The sequence below is a fragment of the Bacillus cereus group sp. BfR-BA-01430 genome (assembly GCF_022663115.1).
Taxonomy (GTDB): domain Bacteria; phylum Bacillota; class Bacilli; order Bacillales; family Bacillaceae_G; genus Bacillus_A; species Bacillus_A cereus_BD.
This window is the reverse complement of sequence record NZ_JAKUEW010000017.1, coordinates 27,770-49,579: the sequence shown is the minus strand read 5'-3', so window position 1 is coordinate 49,579 and position 21,810 is coordinate 27,770. Positions and strand designations below refer to the sequence as shown.

Sequence of the window (21,810 nt, the reverse complement as noted above, 5' to 3'; positions counted from 1 at the left end):
GGTGTACTGCTCATTAGAGTACAGAAGTCGGAAAGGAGAGGAATGATGGAGAATCAACATGCTATGGATTTGTTTGAGGAAGAGCGAAAATTTATAAAGGCGCAAGTTCTTCATACTATTTTCCACAACGAAGAAAACCTCTATTCCGTTGTCAGTATGAAAGTCATTGAAACAAATGAAGCATATGACGAAAAAAAAGTGATGATTAACGGTCATTTTCCCCGTATGCATGAAGATGAAGTATTTACATTAACAGGGCATTTTAAAGAGCATCCTAAATATGGAAAGCAATATCAAGTTGAAACATTTAAAAAAGAATTGCCCCAAACGAAAACCGGAATGGTGCAATATTTAGCTAGCGATTTATTTAAAGGAATTGGGAAGCGAACAGCTGAAAAAATTGTCAATCATCTTGGAGAACATGCCATTTCTAAAATTATGGATGATCCGGCTGCGCTAGAAGGTGTCGTCAATAAGCAAAAAGCGCAAGAAATATATGAGACGATCATTGAGCATCAAGGACTTGAAAAAGTGATGAGCTTTTTAAACGGTTATGGATTTGGGACAAAGCTTTCCATTAAAATTTATCAGCAGTATAAAGAAATGACACTAGAAGTTATTCGAAATAATCCGTACCAGTTGATTGAAGAAGTTGACGGAATTGGCTTTGGAAGAGCAGATGATATAGGACGCGCTCTTGGGATATTAGGAAATCATAATGATCGTGTACGAGCGGGATGTTTTTATACGTTGGAGAATGTATCGCTTCAATATGGTCATGTTTATATGGAGAAGGAGCAGCTTGTACGTGAAACGATGTCCCTTTTAAATAACCGAGAAGGGACTGTGACGGAAGAAGATATCGTGCAATGCATCGAAATGATGCAAGGTGAAGGAAAAATCATTATAGAAGAAGAGCGTATTTATTTAGCTTCTTTATATTATTCTGAGAAAGGTGTTGTGAAGTCGATTCGCCGCCTGATGAGCCAAGAGGAAACGCCGTCATTTCCCGAGGCAGAAGTGTTATTAACGCTAGGTAAGATTGAAGAGCAAATGAAAGTGCAGTATGCACCGCTTCAGCAAGAGGCGATTCAAACGGCACTTCATCAACCGATGATGCTGTTAACCGGTGGTCCAGGAACAGGAAAGACAACAGTTATTAAAGGAATTGTAGAAATGTATGCATCGCTACATGGATTATCGTTAAATCCTAAAGATTATAGCGATGATAATCCATTTCCTATTTTATTAACAGCTCCAACAGGTCGTGCGGCAAAACGAATGAGCGAATCAACAGGTCTTCCTGCATGTACAATTCACCGTTTGCTTGGTTGGACGCCCGAAGGCTCGTTTCAGCGAAATGAAACAGATCCGGTGCAGGGGAAACTTCTTATTGTCGATGAATTTTCCATGGTTGATATTTGGCTTGCAAATCAGCTCTTGAAATCATTGCCGACAAATATGCAAGTCATTATTGTTGGCGATGAAGATCAATTGCCATCTGTAGGACCAGGACAAGTATTAAAAGATTTATTAAATGCCGGTATCATTCCAACGGTAAAGCTGACCGAAATTTATCGGCAAGCTGAAGGGTCATCTGTTGTTCAGCTCGCTCATGCGATAAAGAATGGAACGTTACCGCCAGATGTAACGAAAAATAAACAAGATCGCTCCTTTATTACGTGCACAGGGAATCAAATTGTTGATGTTGTAAAACAAGTGTGTGAAAGCGCAAAGGTAAAGGGATTTAGTGCAAAAGATGTGCAAGTGTTAGCACCTATGTATCGCGGTTCGGCAGGGATTAATGTGTTAAATGAGGCACTGCAACAAGTATTTAATCCGAAACAAGAAAAGAGTAAAGAAATTGCTTATGGTGATGTTGTATATAGAAGAGGCGATAAAGTTCTTCAATTAGTCAATCAGCCGGAAAGCCAAGTGTTTAATGGAGATATTGGCGAAATTATTTCTATATTTTACGCGAAGGAAAATGTGGAGCAACAAGATATGATTGTTGTTTCATTTGATGGCATTGAAGTGACATATACGAAGGCTGATTTGAATCAAATTACACATGCATATTGCTGCTCCATTCATAAGTCGCAAGGTAGTGAATTTCCGATTGTAATTATGCCGATTGTAAAAAGTTATAACCGCATGTTGCGTCGGAATTTAATTTATACGGGTATTACAAGAAGTAAAAAGTTTTTGATTATCTGCGGAGAAGAAGAAGCTTTTCGATCTGGAGTGAACCGTCTCGATGATGCCATGCGGCAAACAACTTTAGGAAGTCGTTTGCAAGAGGCAAAAGGCGAAGTACAGATGGTTGTTATTAATGGAGAAGAAATGGACGTGGAAAACATTTCACCGTATGATTTTATGTAACGAGGTGAAATTATATAGTGAAGCTTTCAAGTGTATCATATTGAAAGTTGCTAACATGTATAAATGAATGCAGTTTGGACATAATGGCGAATAGAATCTGGGAGAACGTAAGGAGATGGAAGCCATATGTTTAGTTGTCCAAATTGCAAAGGAAAAGATATTGGGAAAATCGGTGTGAATCAATTTTATTGTTGGAATTGTTATATCGAATTATCCGTTTCAAAGGGGAAAATCCATACACATCAAGTAGAAGAAGATGGTTCGTTAAGTTCTCTCGATGACTTATTTGATGAGGATGAAAGAACGATCGGATAACGAAAAGGGGGATTTACTTTGAATCTACGCAATTCATTCATTGCATTAGGAATTGGAGCTGCAGCATATCGATATGCTCGCAAACAAGATTTATTTTCAAAACGTAATATGAAAAAAGCACGCAAAATGATTAAGTCGTACTTGTGACGGTTTTTTATAAAATGAAAAACTCCCTAAATGAGCAGGGAGTTTTTTTATGCACTCATATGCAAATAAAAAAGTCCGATTTCTGAAAATACATGAGAAAGACCGTAACAGCCAATGCCAAGTACGCCATAATACCATAAATGTTTTGCGCGCTCTTTACGTGCTGTATGTGTAAAGAAACCTTTCCAAATTCCTAGACCAATGCAAAGCCATTCAAGAATCATACAAAGTGCCGACAAGCTAAGCATAAACCAGACCATTTTGTTCCTCCTGACTATCATTTTATTATGTTGTAGGCTCAGAGTAGTTGTTCTTGTTAGGTTAAATATATGTCCATCTTTTAGAAACAGTATGGTCTGGCTGAAAATATTTTAATCCAATGATTTTTTGAAGTTTTACACATAACCTGCTCGGTTTCTTTTCAAAATAAGAGAAGAGGAGGTTTTTCGTTTGAAGAATCTTAAAATTATTTGGATCTATCGACTAGGGTTATTGTTATTAGTATTTCTCTGCTTACTTGTTTTTTTAAAAATCAAACCATTATGGGCACCGATTGTATTTGTATGTAAAGTAGCCATTACACCGTTTTTCATTGCTTGTTTTATTGCTTATTTACTGCATCCTTTAATTGAGAAATTACATAAACAAGGAATGCCCCGTACCCTTGCGATTTTACTCATTTATATTCTCTTTTTTGGTGGTCTTGGTTACGGGATTTATAAAGGAACACCAGTTGTTATTAGCCAGTTGCAAGAAATGAATAAGCAATTTCCTGAGTTTATGAAAATGTATGATTCATGGATGGATGGTGTCACAGAACAAACGGATAATTTCCCGTCGTTTATTCATGATAAAGTAAAGCAAATTTTTGTTGGAATTGAAATGAAAATACAATCCTTATTAAATAAAGTGATGAGTACGGCCCGCGGTGTGCTTGACTCTTTACTCATCATTTTTCTTATTCCGTTCATTGTGTTTTACATACTGAAAGATTATGGGGCGTTTTATCATGTTTTTTGGAAAGTAATTCCTTATAAATGGCGAGATACGGGACAAATATTAGCAAAAGAAATCGATAAATCATTAGGGAGTTATATTCGCGGACAATTATTTGTTTGTTTAGTTTTAGGCGGTGTGTCCGCCCTTGCATTTTGGTTTATCGGTATGAAATATCCATTGCTTCTTGGGATTGTTGTCGGGGTTACAGATATTATTCCATACTTTGGTCCTATTTTAGGAGCGATTCCAACGTTAATGATTGCAGCAACAGTATCCACAAGTTTATTCATTAAAGCTGGGATTGCACTAGCGATTTTGCAATTTGTTGAAAGTAACATTTTATCTCCGTATATTGTTGGGAAATCGCTTCGCATGCATCCAGTTGTCATTATGCTCGCCCTGCTTGTTGGGGGCGAGGTAGGTGGAATTGTCGGCCTTTTAATATCTGTTCCGATTTTAGCGGTTATTCGAACTGTAGTCGTTCATATAAAGCCTCTTTGGAGACATTGACAAATAGAAACGAATTCGCTACAATTTTGGCATATAGTAGAAACTTATGTCAGTTTCCATCATAAAATGTATTCTATACTGATTTGAAATTGATGACGGAACGAGTATGTCATAGTCCATTTGTAGAGAGAAACTTCCATTGGCTGAAAGAAGTTTTAAATGAAGGATGACAGAACGCTACTCCTGAGAGCAGCTAATCCCTGCCGTCTTGCCACGTTACGGCACCATGAGGTGATGAAATAAATGCATATTATTATATGCAATCTAGCTTCAGCGTCTAAAAGCTCTGAAATTTCCCAATCTCACTGAAAGATAAAAATCGTCTTTCCGTTCGACTGGTCTAATTTCTTCCGCTTTTAAGCGAGACGCTTCCGCTTTTTATTTCATAATTAGGGTGGTATCGCGAGTTAACTCTCGTCCCTTTTATAGGGGCGAGAGTTTTTTGTTTTTATGGAATTTTTTTAAGGAGGAAATATAGATGAAACAATTAACAGGCGCACAAATTCGTCAAATGTTTTTAGATTTTTTTAAGGAAAAAGGGCATGCGATTGAACCGAGTGCATCATTAGTTCCGCACGAAGATCCATCTCTTTTATGGATCAATAGTGGCGTAGCGACATTAAAAAAATACTTTGACGGACGTGTTATCCCACAAAATCCACGTATTACAAATGCGCAAAAATCAATTCGTACAAACGATATTGAAAACGTTGGGAAAACAGCTCGTCACCATACATTCTTTGAAATGCTAGGAAACTTCTCAATCGGTGATTATTTTAAAGAAGAAGCAATTACATGGGCTTGGGAATTTTTAACGAGCGACAAATGGATTGGATTTGATAAAGAATTATTATCTGTTACAATTCACCCAGAAGATGAAGAAGCCTTTACAATTTGGCATGAAAAAATGGGAATTCCGAAAGAACGTATTATTCGTTTAGAAGAAAACTTCTGGGATATTGGTGAAGGACCAAGTGGACCGAATACTGAGATTTTCTATGATCGCGGCGAAGCTTATGGTAATGATCCAAGTGATCCAGAATTATATCCTGGTGGTGAAAATGAGCGCTACTTAGAAGTATGGAACCTTGTGTTCTCTCAATTTAACCATAACCCAGATGGTTCTTATACACCGCTTCCAAAGAAAAACATCGATACAGGAATGGGTCTAGAGCGTATGACATCTATCGTTCAAAACGTACCTACAAACTTTGATACAGATTTATTCATGCCGATGATTGGTGCAACAGAATCAATCTCTGGTGAAAAGTATCGTAGTGGCGACGCAGAGAAAGATATGGCGTTTAAAGTGATTGCAGACCATATTCGTACTGTAACATTTGCTGTTGGTGATGGGGCTCTTCCTTCGAACGAAGGCCGTGGTTATGTGTTACGTCGTTTATTACGTCGCGCTGTTCGTTATGCGAAAAAATTAAACATTAACCGTCCATTTATGTATGAATTAGTACCAGTTGTTGGAGAAGTGATGAAAGACTTTTATCCAGAAGTTCTTGAAAAGAAAGATTTCATTGCAAAAGTTGTGAAAAATGAAGAAGAGCGTTTCCATGAAACACTTCATGACGGTGAAGCGATTTTAGCAGAAGTGATTGCAAAAGCGAAAGAAGAAAAAACAACTGTTATTTCTGGAGTAGATGCATTCCGTCTGTATGACACATATGGATTCCCGGTTGAATTAACAGAAGAATACGCTGAAGAAGCTGGCATGACAGTTGATCATGCAGGATTTGAGGCAGAGATGGAAAAACAACGTGAACGTGCACGTGCGGCTCGTCAAGATGTTGATTCTATGCAAGTTCAAGGCGGCGTTCTTGGGGAAATTAAAGTAGCAAGTGAATTTGTTGGCTACGGCACTGTTGCAACAGAAAGCAACGTAATAGCACTTGTGAAAAATGGCGAGTATACAGACAGCTTACAAGCAGGTGAAGAAGGACAATTAATGCTTGATGTAACGCCATTTTACGCTGAAAGCGGTGGGCAAATTGCAGACCGCGGTTACCTTCTTACAGACGGTGTGAAAGTTCTTGTAAAAGACGTACAAAAAGCACCAAATGGTCAAAACTTACACAAAGTAGTTGTGGAAGAAGGGGTATTAACGAAAGACGCAACTGTGAAAGCTGTTATTGATACGAAAAATCGCAGTAGCATTGTAAAGAACCATACAGCAACTCACTTGTTGCATCAAGCGTTAAAAGATGTGCTTGGAACACATGTTAACCAAGCGGGTTCTCTTGTTACAGCAGAGCGTTTACGCTTTGATTTCTCTCACTTCGGTCAAGTACAAGCTGATGAATTAGAAAAAATTGAGCGTATTGTAAACGAGAAAATTTGGGAAAGTATGGATGTGGAAATTTCTCAAAAGGCAATTGAAGAAGCAAAAGAAATGGGTGCAATGGCATTATTCGGTGAAAAATATGGAGATGTTGTTCGCGTTGTTCAAGTTGGTGATTACAGTTTAGAACTTTGTGGTGGTTGCCATGTTGATAACACAGCTTCTATCGGTATTTTCAAAATCGTTGCTGAGTCTGGTATCGGTGCAGGAACACGCCGTATCGAGGCGGTAACTGGTAAAGCGGCATACGAATTAATGAACGATCAAGTAAGTTTATTAAAAGAGGCTGCAGGGAAAATGAAAACAAATCCGAAAGATATTTTAACAAGAGTGGATGGTTTGTTTGCTGAAGTGAAACAACTTCAAAAAGAAAATGAATCTCTTGCTGCTAAGTTAAGTAATATTGAAGCTGGAAACTTAACAGACGCAGTTGTCTCAGTGGATGGGGTTCATGTATTAGCAACGAAAGTAAATATTGCAGATATGAATAACTTACGTACAATGATGGATGACTTGAAAAATAAATTAGAATCTGCAGTCATTGTATTAGCAGCTGTAAATGATGATAAAGTAAATATCTTGGCAGGTGTAACGAAAGATCTAGTTGGTCAAGGGTATCATGCGGGTAAACTTGTAAAAGAAGTTGCATCTCGCTGCGGCGGTGGCGGCGGTGGCCGTCCTGATATGGCTCAAGCGGGCGGTAAAAATCCAGCGCAAGTAGATGAAGCGCTAGCTTTTGTACAAGAGTACGTTAAATCTGTTTCAAAATAAAGAGAGAGTAGTGTACAATAGTAGGGAGAGGAAATAGTCTTCTCCCTATATTTACTACTTGATAAGTGAGGTGCTTGAAATGGACGGTTTTGATAAAACAATGAAGTTTAGCATTCAAGATGAAAAACAGAGTGTCCATGTAAATGATGTACTTTTAACTGTGTATGATGCACTTCAAGAAAAAGGCTATAATCCGATTAATCAAATTGTCGGTTATTTATTAAGCGGAGATCCAGCATACATACCTCGTCACAAAGACGCGCGCAATATTATTCGCAAACTGGAACGTGATGAGTTAATTGAAGAACTTGTGAAGTCTTATTTGAAGCAACATCGTGAGGAGTAGTTTATGCGAATATTAGGTTTAGATGTTGGTACAAAAACAGTCGGCGTTGCCATTAGCGACGAAATGGGCTGGACAGCGCAAGGTTTAGAAACGATTAAAATTAACGAAGAACGAGAAATTTTCGGTTTTGATCGAGTTTCTGAACTAGTAAAACAGTACAATGTGGACAAGATAGTAGTAGGATTGCCAAAGAATATGAATGGGACAATCGGTCCGCGCGGTGAAGCTTGTCAAAGATATGCTGAAAGTTTACGTGAACTTTTGCAACTAGAAGTTATACTTTGGGACGAACGCTTGTCAACAATGGCAGCGGAACGACTTCTCATTTCGGCTGATGTAAGCCGAAAAAAACGAAAGCAAGTCATTGATAAAATGGCTGCAGTCGTGATTTTACAAGGATATTTAGATAGCAAATAAGAGGTGACCAGAATGGAAGAAAATCAAATTACAATTGTTGACGAAAAAGGAAATGAGCATTTATGTGAAATTATTTTCACGTTTGATGCTGAAAAATTTGGAAACAAATCATATGTTGTGTTCTCACCAATCGGTGAAGTAGACGAAGATGGAGATCCAATTTACGATGCAATGGCATACGAGCAAAACGAAGATGAAGCTGGTGGTACATTGCTTCCAATCGAATCTGAAGAAGAGTGGGAAATGGTCCAAGAAATGTTTAACACTCTTGCTGCAGAAGACGAAGAAGAATAATATAAAAAAGATGGACTGCACATGCAGCCCATCTTTTTTATATTCATGTGTTCAATGAAAGATTTTTTGTCGAAACCATGTTGTGATTTATAGTATAATAATACGGATTGTATAACATAACAATTATGTATAAATGAATAGAGTTTTGCTTTGGTGCTGTAGAGCATTGTATAGAAGATATACATATGGTCTACAATGGAATAAGGAGGAAGAACTTTGATACAAAATCAAATGAAGAAGAAGCGTAGACGTGTCGCTTTTGTGGTGATTATTGCACTATTTGTATGTTGCGTATCAGTCTATGCGTACATTTCATCTGCATTGAAACCGATTGATCGTAGTAAGAAACAGGAAATTGTAGTTGAGATTCCAAAAGGTTCATCTACAAGTAAAATTGGAGAAATTTTAGAGGGAAAAGGTGCCATTAAAAATGGTACGGTATTTAGTATTTATGCAAAGGCAAAATCGAAAAACCTTCAGGCTGGTACATACTTATTACATACGTCGATGAATGTAGATGAAGTGATGGAACAAATGTCATCTGGAAATGTACATCGTCCAGTGGCGTATAAAATAACGATTAAAGAAGGGGCACAGGTTGTCGAAATTGCCGATATGATTGCGAAGGAATTAAAATGGAATAAAGATGATGTAGTACGTCAATTAAATGATAAATCATTTGTTCAAAAATTGCAGCAAAAGTATCCGGCACTATTAACAAATAAAATTTTTGACAGCAATATAAAATATCCGTTAGAAGGCTATTTATATCCAGCAACATACTCTTTTTATAAAAAAGATACAACGTTAGAAGAAATTGTAACAGCAATGCTTGAAAAAACAAATGCACTTATTGTGCAAAATGAAGCGAAAATGAAGAAGAAAAATTTTGATGTTCATCAGCTGTTAACGTTATCTTCTTTAATTGAAGAAGAAGCAACAGGATTTACAGATCGTCAAAAGATTGCTAGTGTTTTTTACAATCGTTTAGCAAAAGGAATGCCATTACAGACAGATCCGACTGTATTGTATGCGCTTGGAAAGCATAAAGAGCGTGTATTATATAAAGATTTGAAAGTAAATTCGCCATATAATACGTATGTGGTAAAAGGACTTCCAGTTGGGCCGATTGCAAACTCTGGCAAGCATTCTGTACAGGCAGCGTTAGAGCCTGCACAAACGGATTATTATTATTTCTTAGCAGCACCAAATGGTGAAGTGTATTATGCAAAAACGTTAGAAGAACATAATGCACTAAAGCAGAAATACATTACAAAAAAATAATGAAATGAGGGGGATAGCGAAAAAAGTCGCATATCCTTCTTTTTTATGTTAAAATATATCGGGTTAAAAAGTGGCAGAAGAATCGTTTGTAATATTGAAACGGGACGTACAAGCTAAGGGTGAAGCTGGCTTGTATTTTTATTGCATTCTATGTGTGAACAAAGACTGACACGTCATAGAGGCACTTCTCCGTGCAAATAAGGAGGACCATTTATGAAGGATGCAGTTAACGAATACTTATTATCATTTATTACTGAAAAAGACGAACTTATTCTTGAAATGGAAGAATATGCGAGTGAACATCATGTGCCGATTATGGATCGCCTTGGTATGGAATTTATGCTTCAATTTTTACGTTTGATTGAACCGAAAAGCATATTAGAGCTAGGAACAGCAATTGGTTATTCTAGTATTCGTATGATGCAAGCAATTCCAAATTCACGCATTGTGACAGTAGAGCGCAATAGTGATCGATATGAAAAAGCACTTGAATATATAGAGCGTTCTCCTGTTAAAGAACGCATTTCCGTTATTTACGGTGATGCATTAGAAACGGGCGAGCAAGTAAAGGAACACGGAACGTTTGATGTTATTTTTATTGATGCTGCAAAAGGACAATATCGTCGCTTTTTTGATTTATATGAGCCGTTATTAAATCCAGGTGGCGTTATTATTTCAGATAATGTGTTATATCACGGACTCGTAACGACAAAAGAGAAGATTGAAAATAGACGTACACGTGGTTTAATTCGCCGTATTAAGACGTATAATGAGTGGCTTATGAACCATAAGGGATATGATACAACAATTTTCCCGATTGGTGACGGAGTAGCAGTGAGCAAAAAGAAAGGGTGACAAAGGTATGAAAAAACCTGAATTGTTAGTAACACCAAGAGGGATTGCAGATATTGAACCTCTTGCAAAGGCAGGTGCAGATGCGGTCATAATTGGTGAACAAGAGTTTGGCTTACGATTAGCTGGTGAGTTTTCTCGTGAAGACGTGAAGCAAGCTGTAAATATTGCGCATGAGCACGGTATGAAAGTTTATGTAGCGATGAATGCAGTGTTTCACAATGAAAAAGTAGAAACTTTAAAAGACTATGTTTCATTTTTGCGAGATGTACAAGTAGATGCGATTGTTTTTGGCGATCCTGCTGTACTTATGACAGTTCGTGAAGTAGCACCGAATATGCCGTTGCATTGGAATACGGAAACGACAGCAACGAACTGGTTTTCATGTAATTATTGGGGACGTAAAGGGGCAAAACGTGCTGTGCTCGCACGCGAGTTAAGTTTAGATGAAATTATTGAATTAAAAGAGCATGCAAAGGTAGAAGTGGAAGTACAAATTCACGGTATGACATGCATGTTCCAATCAAAACGTTCATTGGTTGGGAACTACTTTGAATATCAAGGGCGTCATTTGGAGATTGAAAAGAAAAAACAGGAAGAAAATATGTTCTTATATGATGAAGAACGTAATAATAAATACCCGATTTATGAAGATGCAAATGGTACGCATATTATGAGTCCAAATGATATTTGCTTTATTGATGAATTAGAGGAACTAATCGATGCGGAAATAGATTGCTTAAAAATCGATGGTGTATTAAAAAGCTCTGAATATATTGTTGAGGTTACTAAGAAATACCGTAAAGCAATTGACTTATGCGTAGAAGATCGCGATGCGTATTATGACATAAAAGAAAATTTATATAAAGAGATAGAAGAGATGCAACCAGTAAATCGTCCACTTGATACAGGATTCTTCTTTAAAGAAACGGTTTACTAAACGAGGAGGGTGTAGAATATGACAATGCAAGAAATTTCACGAGTAATTGATGGCAAGCGCGTTATTGTGAAGAAACCTGAATTGTTAATCCCAGCAGGGAATTTAGAGAAATTAAAAATAGCTATCCATTACGGTGCAGATGCTGTATATTTAGGTGGGCAAGAATTTGGTCTTCGTTCCAATGCTGGAAACTTCACATTAGAAGAAATGGCAGAAGGCGTTGAATTTGCTAAGAAATATGGTGCAAAGATATATGTAACAACAAATATTTTTGCACATAATGAGAACATGGAAGGGCTAGAAGAATATTTAAGAGGCATTGAGAAAGCTGGTGTAACAGGTATTATCGTTGCAGATCCTCTTATTATTGAAACATGTAAACGAGTAGCACCTTCTGTTGAAGTACATTTAAGTACGCAACAATCACTATCTAACTGGAAAGCAGCGCAATATTGGAAAGAGGAAGGATTACATCGCCTTGTATTAGCGCGTGAAGTTGGATATGAAGAAATGAAAGAAATAAAAGAACACGTTGATATTGAAATTGAGGCATTTGTCCATGGGGCAATGTGTATTGCGTATTCTGGAAGATGTACATTAAGTAACCATATGACAGCACGTGACTCTAACCGCGGTGGTTGTTGCCAATCTTGTCGCTGGGATTACGACTTAATTCAAACGGTCTCCCAGCATAAAGATGCACAAGAACTACCGTTGTTCCAAGAAGGAGATGCTCCTTTCGCAATGAGTCCGAAAGATTTAAATTTAATTCTTTCGATTCCAAAAATGATTGAAATCGGAATTGACAGCTTAAAAGTTGAAGGACGTATGAAATCTATCCATTACATTGCAACTGTAGCAACGGTATATCGTAAAGTAATCGATACGTACTGCGCAGATCCTGATAACTTTGAATTTAAACAAGAATGGTTAGACGAACTGGATAAATGTGCAAATCGTGACACAGCTCCAGCTTTCTTTGAAGGTGTACCAGGATATCAAGAACAAATGTATGGAAATCATAGTAAGAAAACAACGTATGATTTTGCTGGTTTAGTGTTAGATTATAATGAAGAAACAGGCATTGCAACAATCGAACAACGTAATTATTTTAAACCAGGACATGAAGTGGAGTTCTTTGGACCAGAAATAGAAAACTTTACACAAACGGTGGAGAAAATTTGGGATGAGGATGGAAATGAATTAGATGCAGCAAGACATCCGCTGCAAATCGTGAAAATCAAAGTGGATCGACCAGTGTATGTGAACAATATGATGCGTAAAAGCATATATCAATAAGAAAGAGTGGTAGTTGAATGGGGACGAATAAGCCTGTTGTAATTGGAATTGCTGGTGGTTCAGGATCAGGTAAGACAAGCGTAACAAAAGCAATTTTTGATCATTTTCAAGGTCATTCCATCTTAATTTTGGAGCAAGATTATTATTATAAAGACCAAAGTCATTTACCTATGGAAGAACGTTTAAAAACAAATTACGATCATCCATTAGCTTTTGATAATGATTTACTAATTGAACACTTGCACCAATTACTTGCATATAAAATGATTGAAAAACCTGTATATGATTATACTTTGCATACGCGTTCTGAGGAAGTGATTCCGGTTGAACCGAAAGATGTCATTATTTTAGAGGGGATTCTTGTACTAGAGGATCCGCGCCTTTGTGAATTAATGGACATCAAACTTTTTGTTGATACAGACGCTGATCTTCGTATTTTACGTCGTATGCAACGCGATATTAAAGAGCGTGGACGCACAATGGATTCGGTCATTGAACAATATGTAAATGTTGTACGCCCAATGCATAACCAATTTATCGAGCCTTCTAAGAAATTTGCGGATATTATTATCCCAGAAGGTGGACAAAATCATGTTGCAATTGATATTATGGTTACAAAAATCGCAACAATTCTTGAAGAAAAAGTGAATTTGTAATAGCATAGTAAAAGATATTCGATAGGAAGGGATTTTTTCCCTTCCTATCGAATACAATGATACATGCAACCTCATCTGTATATAGATGAGGGCATATTTATATCAACTTTCCATACATATCTTCTTTATATAAGGAAGAATTGGAAAAGACGGGGTTGTATGTGACAACTCCGCTAGTGCATATGTACTAGAAACCTCCGCTACTAGAAATGCGGAGGAGTTTTCATATTGGAACTCCTCTTTTTCTCGGGGGATTGGTATATAAAAGGAGTGGAAAAGAATGGCAACAGAAAAAACATACCCTATGACGCAAGAGGGTAAAGAAAAATTAGAAAACGAACTAGAACAATTAAAAACAGTAAGACGTAAAGAAGTTGTAGAACGTATTAAAATTGCACGTAGCTTCGGGGACCTTTCTGAGAACTCTGAGTACGATGCAGCGAAAGATGAACAAGCATTCGTAGAAGGGCGTATCACGCAGCTAGAAAACATGATTCGTAATGCAGTAATCATTGAGGATACTGGTGAAGCGTCTACAGTTGTTACATTAGGGAAAACGGTAACATTTAAAGAACTTCCAGATGGAGATGAAGAAGCTTACACAATCGTTGGTAGTGCAGAGGCTGATCCATTTGAAGGAAGAATTTCTAATGATTCTCCAATTGCAAAGAGCTTATTAGGTAAGCAAATTGGTGAGAAAGTAGTAATCCAAACACCAGGCGGAGAAATGCAAGTTGAAATTATCTCTGTAAAATAATAAAAAAAGTTCACTCCTATGAGTGAACTTTTTTTATTTTCACTGAGAAGCTCCTTCTCTAAACGAAGGTAAGATAGGGAGGATTATAAGTAAAAATTGCTATATAAACATCCGTAATATTTTAATTTTCTCTAAATTCGACATAATACGACAATAAAAAAGTTTTAATTTTGATAGCATATAATTATATTTTGCGCCATGAAGAGATTTTAAAAGGGATAAGGAAGAAGGAACGTTCATGAAAAAGAAATTATTTACAACAATAACTTGTGGTATCCTGATGACAGGATTAGCTGCATGCGGTTCTACGGAGAAAACAACTACATCAAACGAAGCGAAACCGAAACAAGAAGAGAAAAAGAATGATGCCGAAACTTCAACGTCAAATCGTACAAAGGAGAATTCGGAACTAAAAGAAGATAAAAAAGAAGAGAAAAAGGAGCAAAAATTTGAAGACTTTGCTTTAGAATATCAGTTAGCTATTGTAATGCAAATGTTTCAAGATGTAACGATTAAATATGATTACGCAATTGGCAATCCAGAGTTTTTGCTACGAGATACAATGGATCAAAAGAGAATCGATGATATGAAGGCTATGTTACAAGACCAGGCAAAAAAGAATGATAAAGTGCTCAAGGATCAAGTAAATCAAGCATATACATTTTTAAAACAATCTAAAGTTAAGAATAAAGATGACATTCAAAAGCTAATAAATGCTGAAAACGCTTATTTACAGATTGTAGACAAAATGATTGCATGCATTGATTCTGTAACAGTTGAAAATGCAAGGGAAAAAAGAAGTGAAATGGACGGTTTACATAAAGAATATTTAAATGCCGCAATACAGGTAACCAATACTTCGATTGAGGTTGCTAAAAATGCAGGGATAGATGAAGAGACATATAAGTCAATTTTGAAGAAGTTTTTAAAGCAACCAGCAAATCAAGGGTAAAAGGAAGTTTTGTATAAAAAGAATAACACCTCGTCTAAACTGAAAAGACGAGGTGTTTTTTTATGAAAATGAAGCGAAGAATTGTTATCATTTTATTATGTTTTACATGTATTATGCTACTTTTACTTGGTAGACTGGCGCAAATACAGCTTATATCTACTGAATCATTTACAGATAGGCATATTAATTTAATTGAAAAGAGTGTCACCCAGCGTACACAAGCAGTCACAGTGGATGATGGCAGAGGGCATTTTGTTGATCGAAATGGAGAAAGAATCGGTGAAAAAAGCTATCCCGCTTTAATAATTTTTCCGTTCTTGCAAATAAAAAGTGACATGTTACAAAAAATTGCGCATATCATTGGTGTGTCAGAGCAAGACATACATTTGCAAATGAAAAATAAAAGAAAACCATTTCTATTTCAAAGAGGTGATCAGCCGTTTCAATTAACGAAAGAACAGATGGAAAAGATAAATCGTGAAAATCTGTTAGGGATGGTAGCGGCTGAAGTAAGGTTAAAACAAGCATCCGAAGCAGAACATTTCATTGGTGTAGTAGGAGAGAATAAGAGGGAGTTTCAAAAGCGATATGGAGAGAAACATAAGTTATCTAGTCAAACCCCTGTCGGTATTTCAGGGCTACAACAGTCATTTGATGAATTTTTGATGACCGACGGTGAAACAAAAATATTATATCAAGTGGATCGGCAAGGGGAGCCTATTTTTGGGAAGCATGCGAAATTCACTTCTCCGGGAAATCCGTTTTATCCTGTCACGATTCAAACAACGCTTCATAAACGGATGCAACAAAAAGCTGAAGCACTTCTGGAAAGTCATGGGATAAAAAAGGGCGGATTAGTACTATTAGATATAGAAAATAGTGAAATTTTAGCTATGGTAAGTAAGCCGTCTATGCAGCAAAATGATAAGGGTACATATGAACAGGCGTTGGAAAACCAAATGGTAATACCTCATTTTCCAGGCTCTATTTTTAAGACGGTGATAGCTGCGGCAGCAATAGATCAAAAATTACTTCAGCATAACAGAATGTTTAATTGTGATACAGATTTATATGGTGAAGATATTCCAGAAGTAATGATGGGGAAATTAAACTTTAAAGAGAGTTTTGCTAGGAGTTGTAACCGAACGTTTGCTGAACTCGGAAATGAATTATTGCAGCTTGATACAAGTATGATGGAAACATATTTAAAGGCACTCGGTGGAAGTGGGGATGTTGGCTGGACGGGACCGGTATTTCATGCATTAAAGTTTAAACAGTTACCAGAAGAAAAGAGAGCTGTTGTTTGGGATGAAGAAGAAAATAAAAGAAGCTATAAAGCAATTGCACAAACTGCAATTGGACAAAAAGATGTCCGAATCTCACCGTTAGCAGTGGCAAATATGATGGCAACGATTGCTCGGGGCGGAGAGAAACGTGAAGTAAAGGCTGTAAAAGAAATTCGATATAAAAATGGAACGAGTTTTTTTCGGTTTAAAGATCATAAGTTAGAAGGAAAACAGCCTTCTTATACAACGATAACAAAGATGCAACAATTATTAAGGAGTGTAGTAACAATGAAGGAAGGCACTGGGTCAGCTCTTCAAGGTTTACCTTTATCTGTTGCTGGAAAGTCCGGTACAGCACAAACCGGAAAAGGAAATAAAGTAAATCGGTGGTTCGCTGGTTATTTTCCTTATGATCGTCCTAAATATGCTTTAGTTGTAGTGGATATAGAAACAGGTAATAACCGAAATATGGTAACCCCTATTTTTAAAGAGTTTGTAGAAGCGATTTATCAATTAGAACATGCACAGTAATCTTGCAATTGTATATAAAATGTTTTCAGTTTGTGAAAAAATGTTTGTAATTGTTCAACCTTTTTAGATTTAATGTTACAATAGCAAGTAGGAAAAACTGCATGGAGGTTTGAAGAATGGCAGGAGGATCTAGATTCCAACAGAAACAACAAAAACGTCGTCAAAACGGTGTTTTAAATATTGCGATTGCGATTGTATTATTAGCAGTCATTGTTGTAGCATATCAAGTCTTCTTTACTTCTGATACAACAGAACAAGCGTCTTCTCAAGATAAGAAAGTATCTCAGGAAACAAAGAAAGAGAATAAGTCTGAGAATAAAAAAGCGAAAGAAAAAGAAAAAGCAGAAGAAGAAGCAAAGAAACAAGCTGAGGAAGAGAAGCAAAAGGCAGAAGAGGAAGCTAAGAAAAAAGCTGAGGAAGAAGCAAAGGCAAATGAAAAAGTGTCAGCTGAAAAAACACTTCCAAAGGCGACTGATGCCTATACAAAACCTTCTTGGAAACCAGTAGGTACAACGCAAGGCGCAACGCCGGCAATGACATTTACAAAAGGAACAGCAGATTGGAATGAAATGAATCAAGCAATTTCTTCTGCAATTGAAATTCCTGTAGAACAATTAATTATTCATCGCATTGGAAATAATGGGAAAGAAAAAGCGTATGGTAATGTTCAAGATAAGCAAACAGGGAAAAGATATTATGTAAATATTGAATGGGTACAGAATGAGGGTTGGAAGCCAACACTTGTTCAAACTCTAAACTAAAAAGAGAGAGGTTCTGAAAAGAATCTCTCTCTTTTATAGTTAACGCAATTTTTTAAGTTTAAAATGAACAACAGCACTATAATATGGACGTTTGCTTTCTGGATCCATAATCATTTGGTGAGAAACGCGATGAACTTCAAGCATCAGTGCTTTGTTATGATCTATTTGTTCGTTAATCTTTTTCTCTAAAGAAACTAAGTCGGTTGCTTCAAAAAATTCTACTTTATCCTCTAACATTTCAAAGGTGAATGACATGAAGAAACACTCCTCTCCTTTATTCATCACATTTAGTGTAGCAAAGAAAAGAAGGAAATACCATGTACATTTAGATTGACATTTTAGGAAAGAAAGCATATCATACTGATAAAACCGATAAGAAAAAGGGGAATTTTCATGGGTACAGAATTTAATGGTTTATTTGACGAATGGGCTCATACGTACGACTCATTTGTACAGGGCGAAGATATACAATATAAAGAAGTTTTCGCTCGTTATGAGGAAATTTTAGAGGATGTAGTAAACAAATCATTTGGAAATGTATTGGAATTTGGTGTCGGCACTGGCAACTTAACAAATAAATTATTACTTGCTGGCCGCACTGTTTACGGTATAGAACCGTCACGTGAAATGCGTACAATTGCAAAAGAAAAATTGCCAGAAGAATTTACAATTACAGAGGGAGATTTTCTCAAATTTGATGTCCCAAATACGATTGATACGATTGTCAGCACTTATGCATTTCATCATTTAACAGATGAAGAAAAAGATGTAGCGATTGCGAAATATAGTCAATTACTAAACAAAGGTGGTAAAATAGTCTTTGCTGATACAATATTTGCAGATCAGGAAGCGTATGATAAGACTGTAGAAACTGCAAAACAAAGAGGTTTTCATCAGTTAGCTAATGATTTGCAAACAGAATACTATACACGTATTCCAATCATGCAATCTATTTTTGAAAAGAATGGCTTTCATGTTACATTTACGAGACTAAATCATTTCGTTTGGGTTATGGAGGCAACTAAGCAATAGAAAGAGGGATTAGATTGAGAATTGCTGTAATTGGAGCAATGGAAGAAGAAGTGCGTATTTTACGTGATAAATTAGAACAAGCAGAGACAGAAAGCGTTGCTGGTTGTGAATTTACAAAAGGAATGTTGGCAGGACATGAAGTAATCTTGTTAAAATCCGGTATTGGTAAAGTGAACGCAGCGATGTCTACGACAATGTTGTTAGAAAGATATCAACCTGAAAAAGTAATCAATACAGGTTCAGCTGGTGGCTTCCATCACTCTTTAAATGTTGGAGATGTTGTCATTTCAACTGAGGTTCGTCATCATGATGTGGATGTAACGGCATTTAATTATGAATACGGTCAAGTACCAGGCATGCCACCAGGATTTAAAGCGGATAAAGAATTAGTTGCATTGGCAGAGAAATGCATGAAGGAAGAAGAAAATATTCAAGTGGTTAAAGGAATGATTGCAACGGGTGATTCATTTATGAGTGATCCAAACCGAGTTGCAGCAATTCGTGATAAATTTGAAAATCTTTACGCAGTAGAAATGGAAGCGGCAGCTGTTGCACAAGTATGCCATCAATATAACGTTCCGTTTGTTATTATTCGTGCACTTTCTGATATTGCTGGTAAAGAATCAAATGTTTCATTTGATCAATTTTTAGATCAAGCAGCTCTTCATTCTACAAACTTTATCGTAAAAGTCTTGGAAGAGTTAAAGTAATGTAACAAAAAGGCAACTGTCTCATATAAAGAATTACATACAGTTGCCTTTTCTTTATTGGCAAGTAAGGAGGAGAACACGATGAAGGTGTATCGTGGGGTTCATGAATTAATTGGTCATACGCCGATTGTAGAAATTACTCGTTTTTCACTTCCAGAGGGTGTTCGATTATTTGCGAAGCTTGAATTTTATAATCCGGGTGGAAGCGTGAAAGATCGTCTCGGAAGAGAATTAATTGAAGATGCATTAGCGAAAGGGCTTGTCACAAAAGGCGGAACGCTTATTGAGCCAACAGCAGGGAATACTGGTATTGGACTGGCACTTGCTGCACTAGAGCATGACTTACATGTTATCGTTTGCGTGCCAGAGAAATTTAGCGTTGAAAAACAAGAGCTAATGAAAGCACTTGGCGCAAAAGTTGTTCATACACCAACCGAACAAGGAATGACAGGTGCAATTGAAAAAGCAAAAGAGTTAGTAAAAGAAATTCCAAATTCATATTCTCCAAGTCAGTTTGCTAACGAGGCAAACCCACGTGCTTATTTTAAAACACTGGGACCTGAAATTTGGGAAGCTTTAAATGGAGAAGTGGATATATTTGTAGCAGGTGCAGGTACTGGTGGTACATTTATGGGTACTGCATCGTATTTAAAAGAACAAAATTCCAACGTAAAAACGGTTATTGTAGAACCAGAAGGATCTATTTTAAATGGTGGGGAAGCAGGTTCGCATGAAACGGAAGGGATTGGTCTTGAATTTATTCCGCCGTTTTTAAAGCCGTCTTATTTTGATGAAATTTATACGATTTCTGATAAACATGCCTTTAAACGTGTGAAAGAATTAGCACAAAAAGAAGGGCTTCTTGTAGGAAGTTCATCAGGGGCTGCATTTCATGCAAGTTTGCTAGAAGCGGAAAAAGCAAAACCAGGTACAAATATTGTAACGATCTTTCCAGATAGTAGTGAGCGTTACTTAAGTAAAGATATATACAAAGGATGGGAATAAAAATGAGAGCAAAAACAAAATTAATTCATGGTATTCGCATAGGAGAACCTTCAACGGGATCTGTCAATGTACCAATTTATCAAACAAGTACGTACAGACAAGAAGCGGTTGGGAAGCATAAAGGATATGAATATTCACGCACAGGAAATCCAACACGTGCAGCTTTAGAAGAAATGATTGCAGTGCTAGAAAACGGCCATGCGGGATTCGCATTTGGATCCGGAATGGCTGCAATTACAGCAACAATCATGTTATTCTCAAAAGGAGATCATATCATTTTAACGGATGATGTGTATGGTGGAACATATCGTGTTGTGACAAAAGTATTGAACCGCTTTGGTATTGAGCATACATTTGTAGATACGACAAATTTAGATGAAGTAGCTGCAGCAGTACGTCCAAATACGAAAGCAATTTATGCTGAAACACCAACAAACCCACTATTAAAGATTACAGATATCAAAGCAATTTCTACATTTGCAAAAGAAAAAGGTTTGCTAACAATTATTGATAACACATTTATGACTCCTTATTGGCAGTCACCTATTTCTCTTGGAGCAGATATTGTCCTTCACAGTGCAACGAAATATTTAGGGGGACATAGTGATGTAGTTGCTGGCTTAGTTGTTGTCAATAGTCCGCAATTAGCAGAAGAACTTCATTTTGTTCAAAACTCAACAGGTGGTGTTCTTGGACCGCAAGATAGTTTCTTATTACTACGCGGTTTAAAAACATTAGGTATTCGCATGGAAGAACATGAAGTAAACTCACGTGCAATTGCTGAGTTTTTAAATAACCATCCAAAAGTTAATAAAGTACATTATCCAGGACTTGAATCACATCCGAATCATGCGTTAGCAAAAGAACAAGCAAACGGATACGGTGCAATTATTTCATTCGATGTAGATAGTGAAGAAACATTAAATAAAGTACTTGAGAAAGTACAATACTTCACACTTGCTGAAAGTTTAGGAGCTGTTGAAAGCTTAATTTCGATTCCAGCGCAAATGACACATGCTTCCATTCCAGCTGACCGTCGTAAAGAACTTGGCATTACGGATACATTAATTCGTATTTCTGTCGGTATTGAAGATGGTCAAGATTTAATTGAAGATTTAGCACAAGCGTTGGCATAATGAAAGAGCCGTTAATAACGGCTTTTTTTCTATGGAAAACTTCTCCCTCGTTGGCTGTATTTACTTACTTCAAAAACT

At 36.8% G+C, this 21,810-nt stretch carries 23 protein-coding genes; 21 read left to right on the top strand and 2 right to left on the bottom strand.

Annotation, left to right across the window (positions count from 1 at the left end):
* Nucleotides 1–45: 45 nt before the first annotated feature.
* The 3 genes from recD2 to MR058_RS20060 all read left to right on the top strand — a co-directional run bounded on the left by recD2 (nt 46) and on the right by MR058_RS20060 (nt 2,844).
* Complete coding sequence (recD2, locus tag MR058_RS20070) at nt 46–2,382, top strand: SF1B family DNA helicase RecD2 (RefSeq protein WP_242145513.1); 2,337 nt, start codon at nt 46–48, stop codon at nt 2,380–2,382.
* A gap of 126 nt (nt 2,383–2,508) precedes the next feature.
* Nucleotides 2,509–2,697: a hypothetical protein gene (locus MR058_RS20065; RefSeq protein ID WP_242145512.1), complete on the top strand. Its 189-nt coding sequence runs from the start codon at nt 2,509–2,511 to the stop codon at nt 2,695–2,697.
* Between the two features lie 18 nt (nt 2,698–2,715).
* On the top strand, nt 2,716–2,844 hold the full coding sequence (locus MR058_RS20060) for a YrzQ family protein (RefSeq protein WP_012095565.1): 129 nt from the start codon (nt 2,716–2,718) through the stop codon (nt 2,842–2,844).
* Between the two features lie 47 nt (nt 2,845–2,891).
* On the opposite strand, the gene MR058_RS20055 is transcribed toward MR058_RS20060, so the two are convergent.
* Nucleotides 2,892–3,104 carry a hypothetical protein gene (locus tag MR058_RS20055; RefSeq protein WP_242145511.1) on the bottom strand — a complete coding sequence of 71 codons (213 nt, stop codon included), beginning with the start codon at nt 3,102–3,104 and terminating at the stop codon, nt 2,892–2,894.
* Between the two features lie 190 nt (nt 3,105–3,294).
* Between MR058_RS20055 and MR058_RS20050 the strand changes: the two genes are divergently transcribed.
* The 14 genes from MR058_RS20050 (at nt 3,295) to MR058_RS19985 (ending at nt 17,849) form a co-directional block, all read left to right on the top strand.
* A complete protein-coding gene (locus MR058_RS20050; RefSeq protein ID WP_242145510.1) occupies nt 3,295–4,353 on the top strand; it encodes an AI-2E family transporter in 1,059 nt (352 codons plus the stop codon).
* A gap of 478 nt (nt 4,354–4,831) precedes the next feature.
* The gene (gene alaS / locus MR058_RS20045) at nt 4,832–7,474 is read left to right on the top strand and encodes an alanine--tRNA ligase (RefSeq protein ID WP_242145509.1); all 2,643 of its coding nucleotides are present in this window, start codon (nt 4,832–4,834) and stop codon (nt 7,472–7,474) included.
* A 79-nt stretch (nt 7,475–7,553) separates the two neighbouring features.
* The gene (locus MR058_RS20040; RefSeq protein ID WP_012095561.1) at nt 7,554–7,820 is read left to right on the top strand and encodes an IreB family regulatory phosphoprotein; all 267 of its coding nucleotides are present in this window, start codon (nt 7,554–7,556) and stop codon (nt 7,818–7,820) included.
* Nucleotides 7,821–7,823: 3 nt separating this feature from the next.
* Nucleotides 7,824–8,237, top strand: coding sequence for a Holliday junction resolvase RuvX (gene ruvX, locus MR058_RS20035; protein WP_242145508.1), 414 nt, complete (start codon nt 7,824–7,826; stop codon nt 8,235–8,237).
* Between the two features lie 12 nt (nt 8,238–8,249).
* Nucleotides 8,250–8,531, top strand: coding sequence for a DUF1292 domain-containing protein (locus MR058_RS20030; protein WP_012095559.1), 282 nt, complete (start codon nt 8,250–8,252; stop codon nt 8,529–8,531).
* Between the two features lie 216 nt (nt 8,532–8,747).
* On the top strand, nt 8,748–9,815 hold the full coding sequence (gene mltG / locus MR058_RS20025) for an endolytic transglycosylase MltG (protein WP_242145507.1): 1,068 nt from the start codon (nt 8,748–8,750) through the stop codon (nt 9,813–9,815).
* A 213-nt stretch (nt 9,816–10,028) separates the two neighbouring features.
* Nucleotides 10,029–10,670, top strand: a complete 642-nt coding sequence (locus tag MR058_RS20020; protein WP_012095557.1) for an O-methyltransferase — start codon at nt 10,029–10,031, stop codon at nt 10,668–10,670.
* Nucleotides 10,671–10,677: 7 nt separating this feature from the next.
* Nucleotides 10,678–11,607 carry a peptidase U32 family protein gene (locus MR058_RS20015; protein ID WP_242145506.1) on the top strand — a complete coding sequence of 310 codons (930 nt, stop codon included), beginning with the start codon at nt 10,678–10,680 and terminating at the stop codon, nt 11,605–11,607.
* Between the two features lie 18 nt (nt 11,608–11,625).
* A complete protein-coding gene (locus MR058_RS20010; protein WP_242145505.1) occupies nt 11,626–12,906 on the top strand; it encodes a peptidase U32 family protein in 1,281 nt (426 codons plus the stop codon).
* Between the two features lie 17 nt (nt 12,907–12,923).
* On the top strand, nt 12,924–13,562 hold the full coding sequence (gene udk, locus MR058_RS20005) for a uridine kinase (RefSeq protein WP_012095554.1): 639 nt from the start codon (nt 12,924–12,926) through the stop codon (nt 13,560–13,562).
* Between the two features lie 280 nt (nt 13,563–13,842).
* Nucleotides 13,843–14,319, top strand: a complete 477-nt coding sequence (greA, locus tag MR058_RS20000; RefSeq protein ID WP_242145504.1) for a transcription elongation factor GreA — start codon at nt 13,843–13,845, stop codon at nt 14,317–14,319.
* A gap of 238 nt (nt 14,320–14,557) precedes the next feature.
* Nucleotides 14,558–15,271 carry a hypothetical protein gene (locus MR058_RS19995; RefSeq protein WP_242145503.1) on the top strand — a complete coding sequence of 238 codons (714 nt, stop codon included), beginning with the start codon at nt 14,558–14,560 and terminating at the stop codon, nt 15,269–15,271.
* A 62-nt stretch (nt 15,272–15,333) separates the two neighbouring features.
* Nucleotides 15,334–17,088, top strand: a complete 1,755-nt coding sequence (locus MR058_RS19990; RefSeq protein ID WP_242145502.1) for a peptidoglycan D,D-transpeptidase FtsI family protein — start codon at nt 15,334–15,336, stop codon at nt 17,086–17,088.
* A gap of 116 nt (nt 17,089–17,204) precedes the next feature.
* A complete protein-coding gene (locus tag MR058_RS19985) occupies nt 17,205–17,849 on the top strand; it encodes a YrrS family protein (protein ID WP_242145501.1) in 645 nt (214 codons plus the stop codon).
* A 39-nt stretch (nt 17,850–17,888) separates the two neighbouring features.
* Here MR058_RS19985 and MR058_RS19980 read toward each other — a convergent pair whose 3' ends face one another.
* Entirely contained in the window at nt 17,889–18,104 is a 216-nt protein-coding gene (locus MR058_RS19980) for a YrzA family protein (RefSeq protein ID WP_242145500.1), read from the bottom strand.
* Nucleotides 18,105–18,242: 138 nt separating this feature from the next.
* On the opposite strand from MR058_RS19980, the gene MR058_RS19975 reads away from it, so the two are divergent.
* The 4 genes from MR058_RS19975 to MR058_RS19960 all read left to right on the top strand — a co-directional run bounded on the left by MR058_RS19975 (nt 18,243) and on the right by MR058_RS19960 (nt 21,732).
* Nucleotides 18,243–18,881, top strand: a complete 639-nt coding sequence (locus MR058_RS19975) for a class I SAM-dependent DNA methyltransferase (protein ID WP_242145499.1) — start codon at nt 18,243–18,245, stop codon at nt 18,879–18,881.
* Nucleotides 18,882–18,895: 14 nt separating this feature from the next.
* Nucleotides 18,896–19,591 (top strand): 5'-methylthioadenosine/S-adenosylhomocysteine nucleosidase, encoded by a 696-nt coding sequence (gene mtnN / locus MR058_RS19970; protein ID WP_242145498.1) that lies wholly within the window; start codon nt 18,896–18,898, stop codon nt 19,589–19,591.
* Nucleotides 19,592–19,672: 81 nt separating this feature from the next.
* On the top strand, nt 19,673–20,596 hold the full coding sequence (locus MR058_RS19965) for an O-acetylserine dependent cystathionine beta-synthase (protein ID WP_242145497.1): 924 nt from the start codon (nt 19,673–19,675) through the stop codon (nt 20,594–20,596).
* Nucleotides 20,597–20,598: 2 nt separating this feature from the next.
* Nucleotides 20,599–21,732 (top strand): bifunctional cystathionine gamma-lyase/homocysteine desulfhydrase, encoded by a 1,134-nt coding sequence (locus tag MR058_RS19960; RefSeq protein WP_242145496.1) that lies wholly within the window; start codon nt 20,599–20,601, stop codon nt 21,730–21,732.
* The last annotated feature ends 78 nt before the right edge of the window (nt 21,733–21,810 follow it).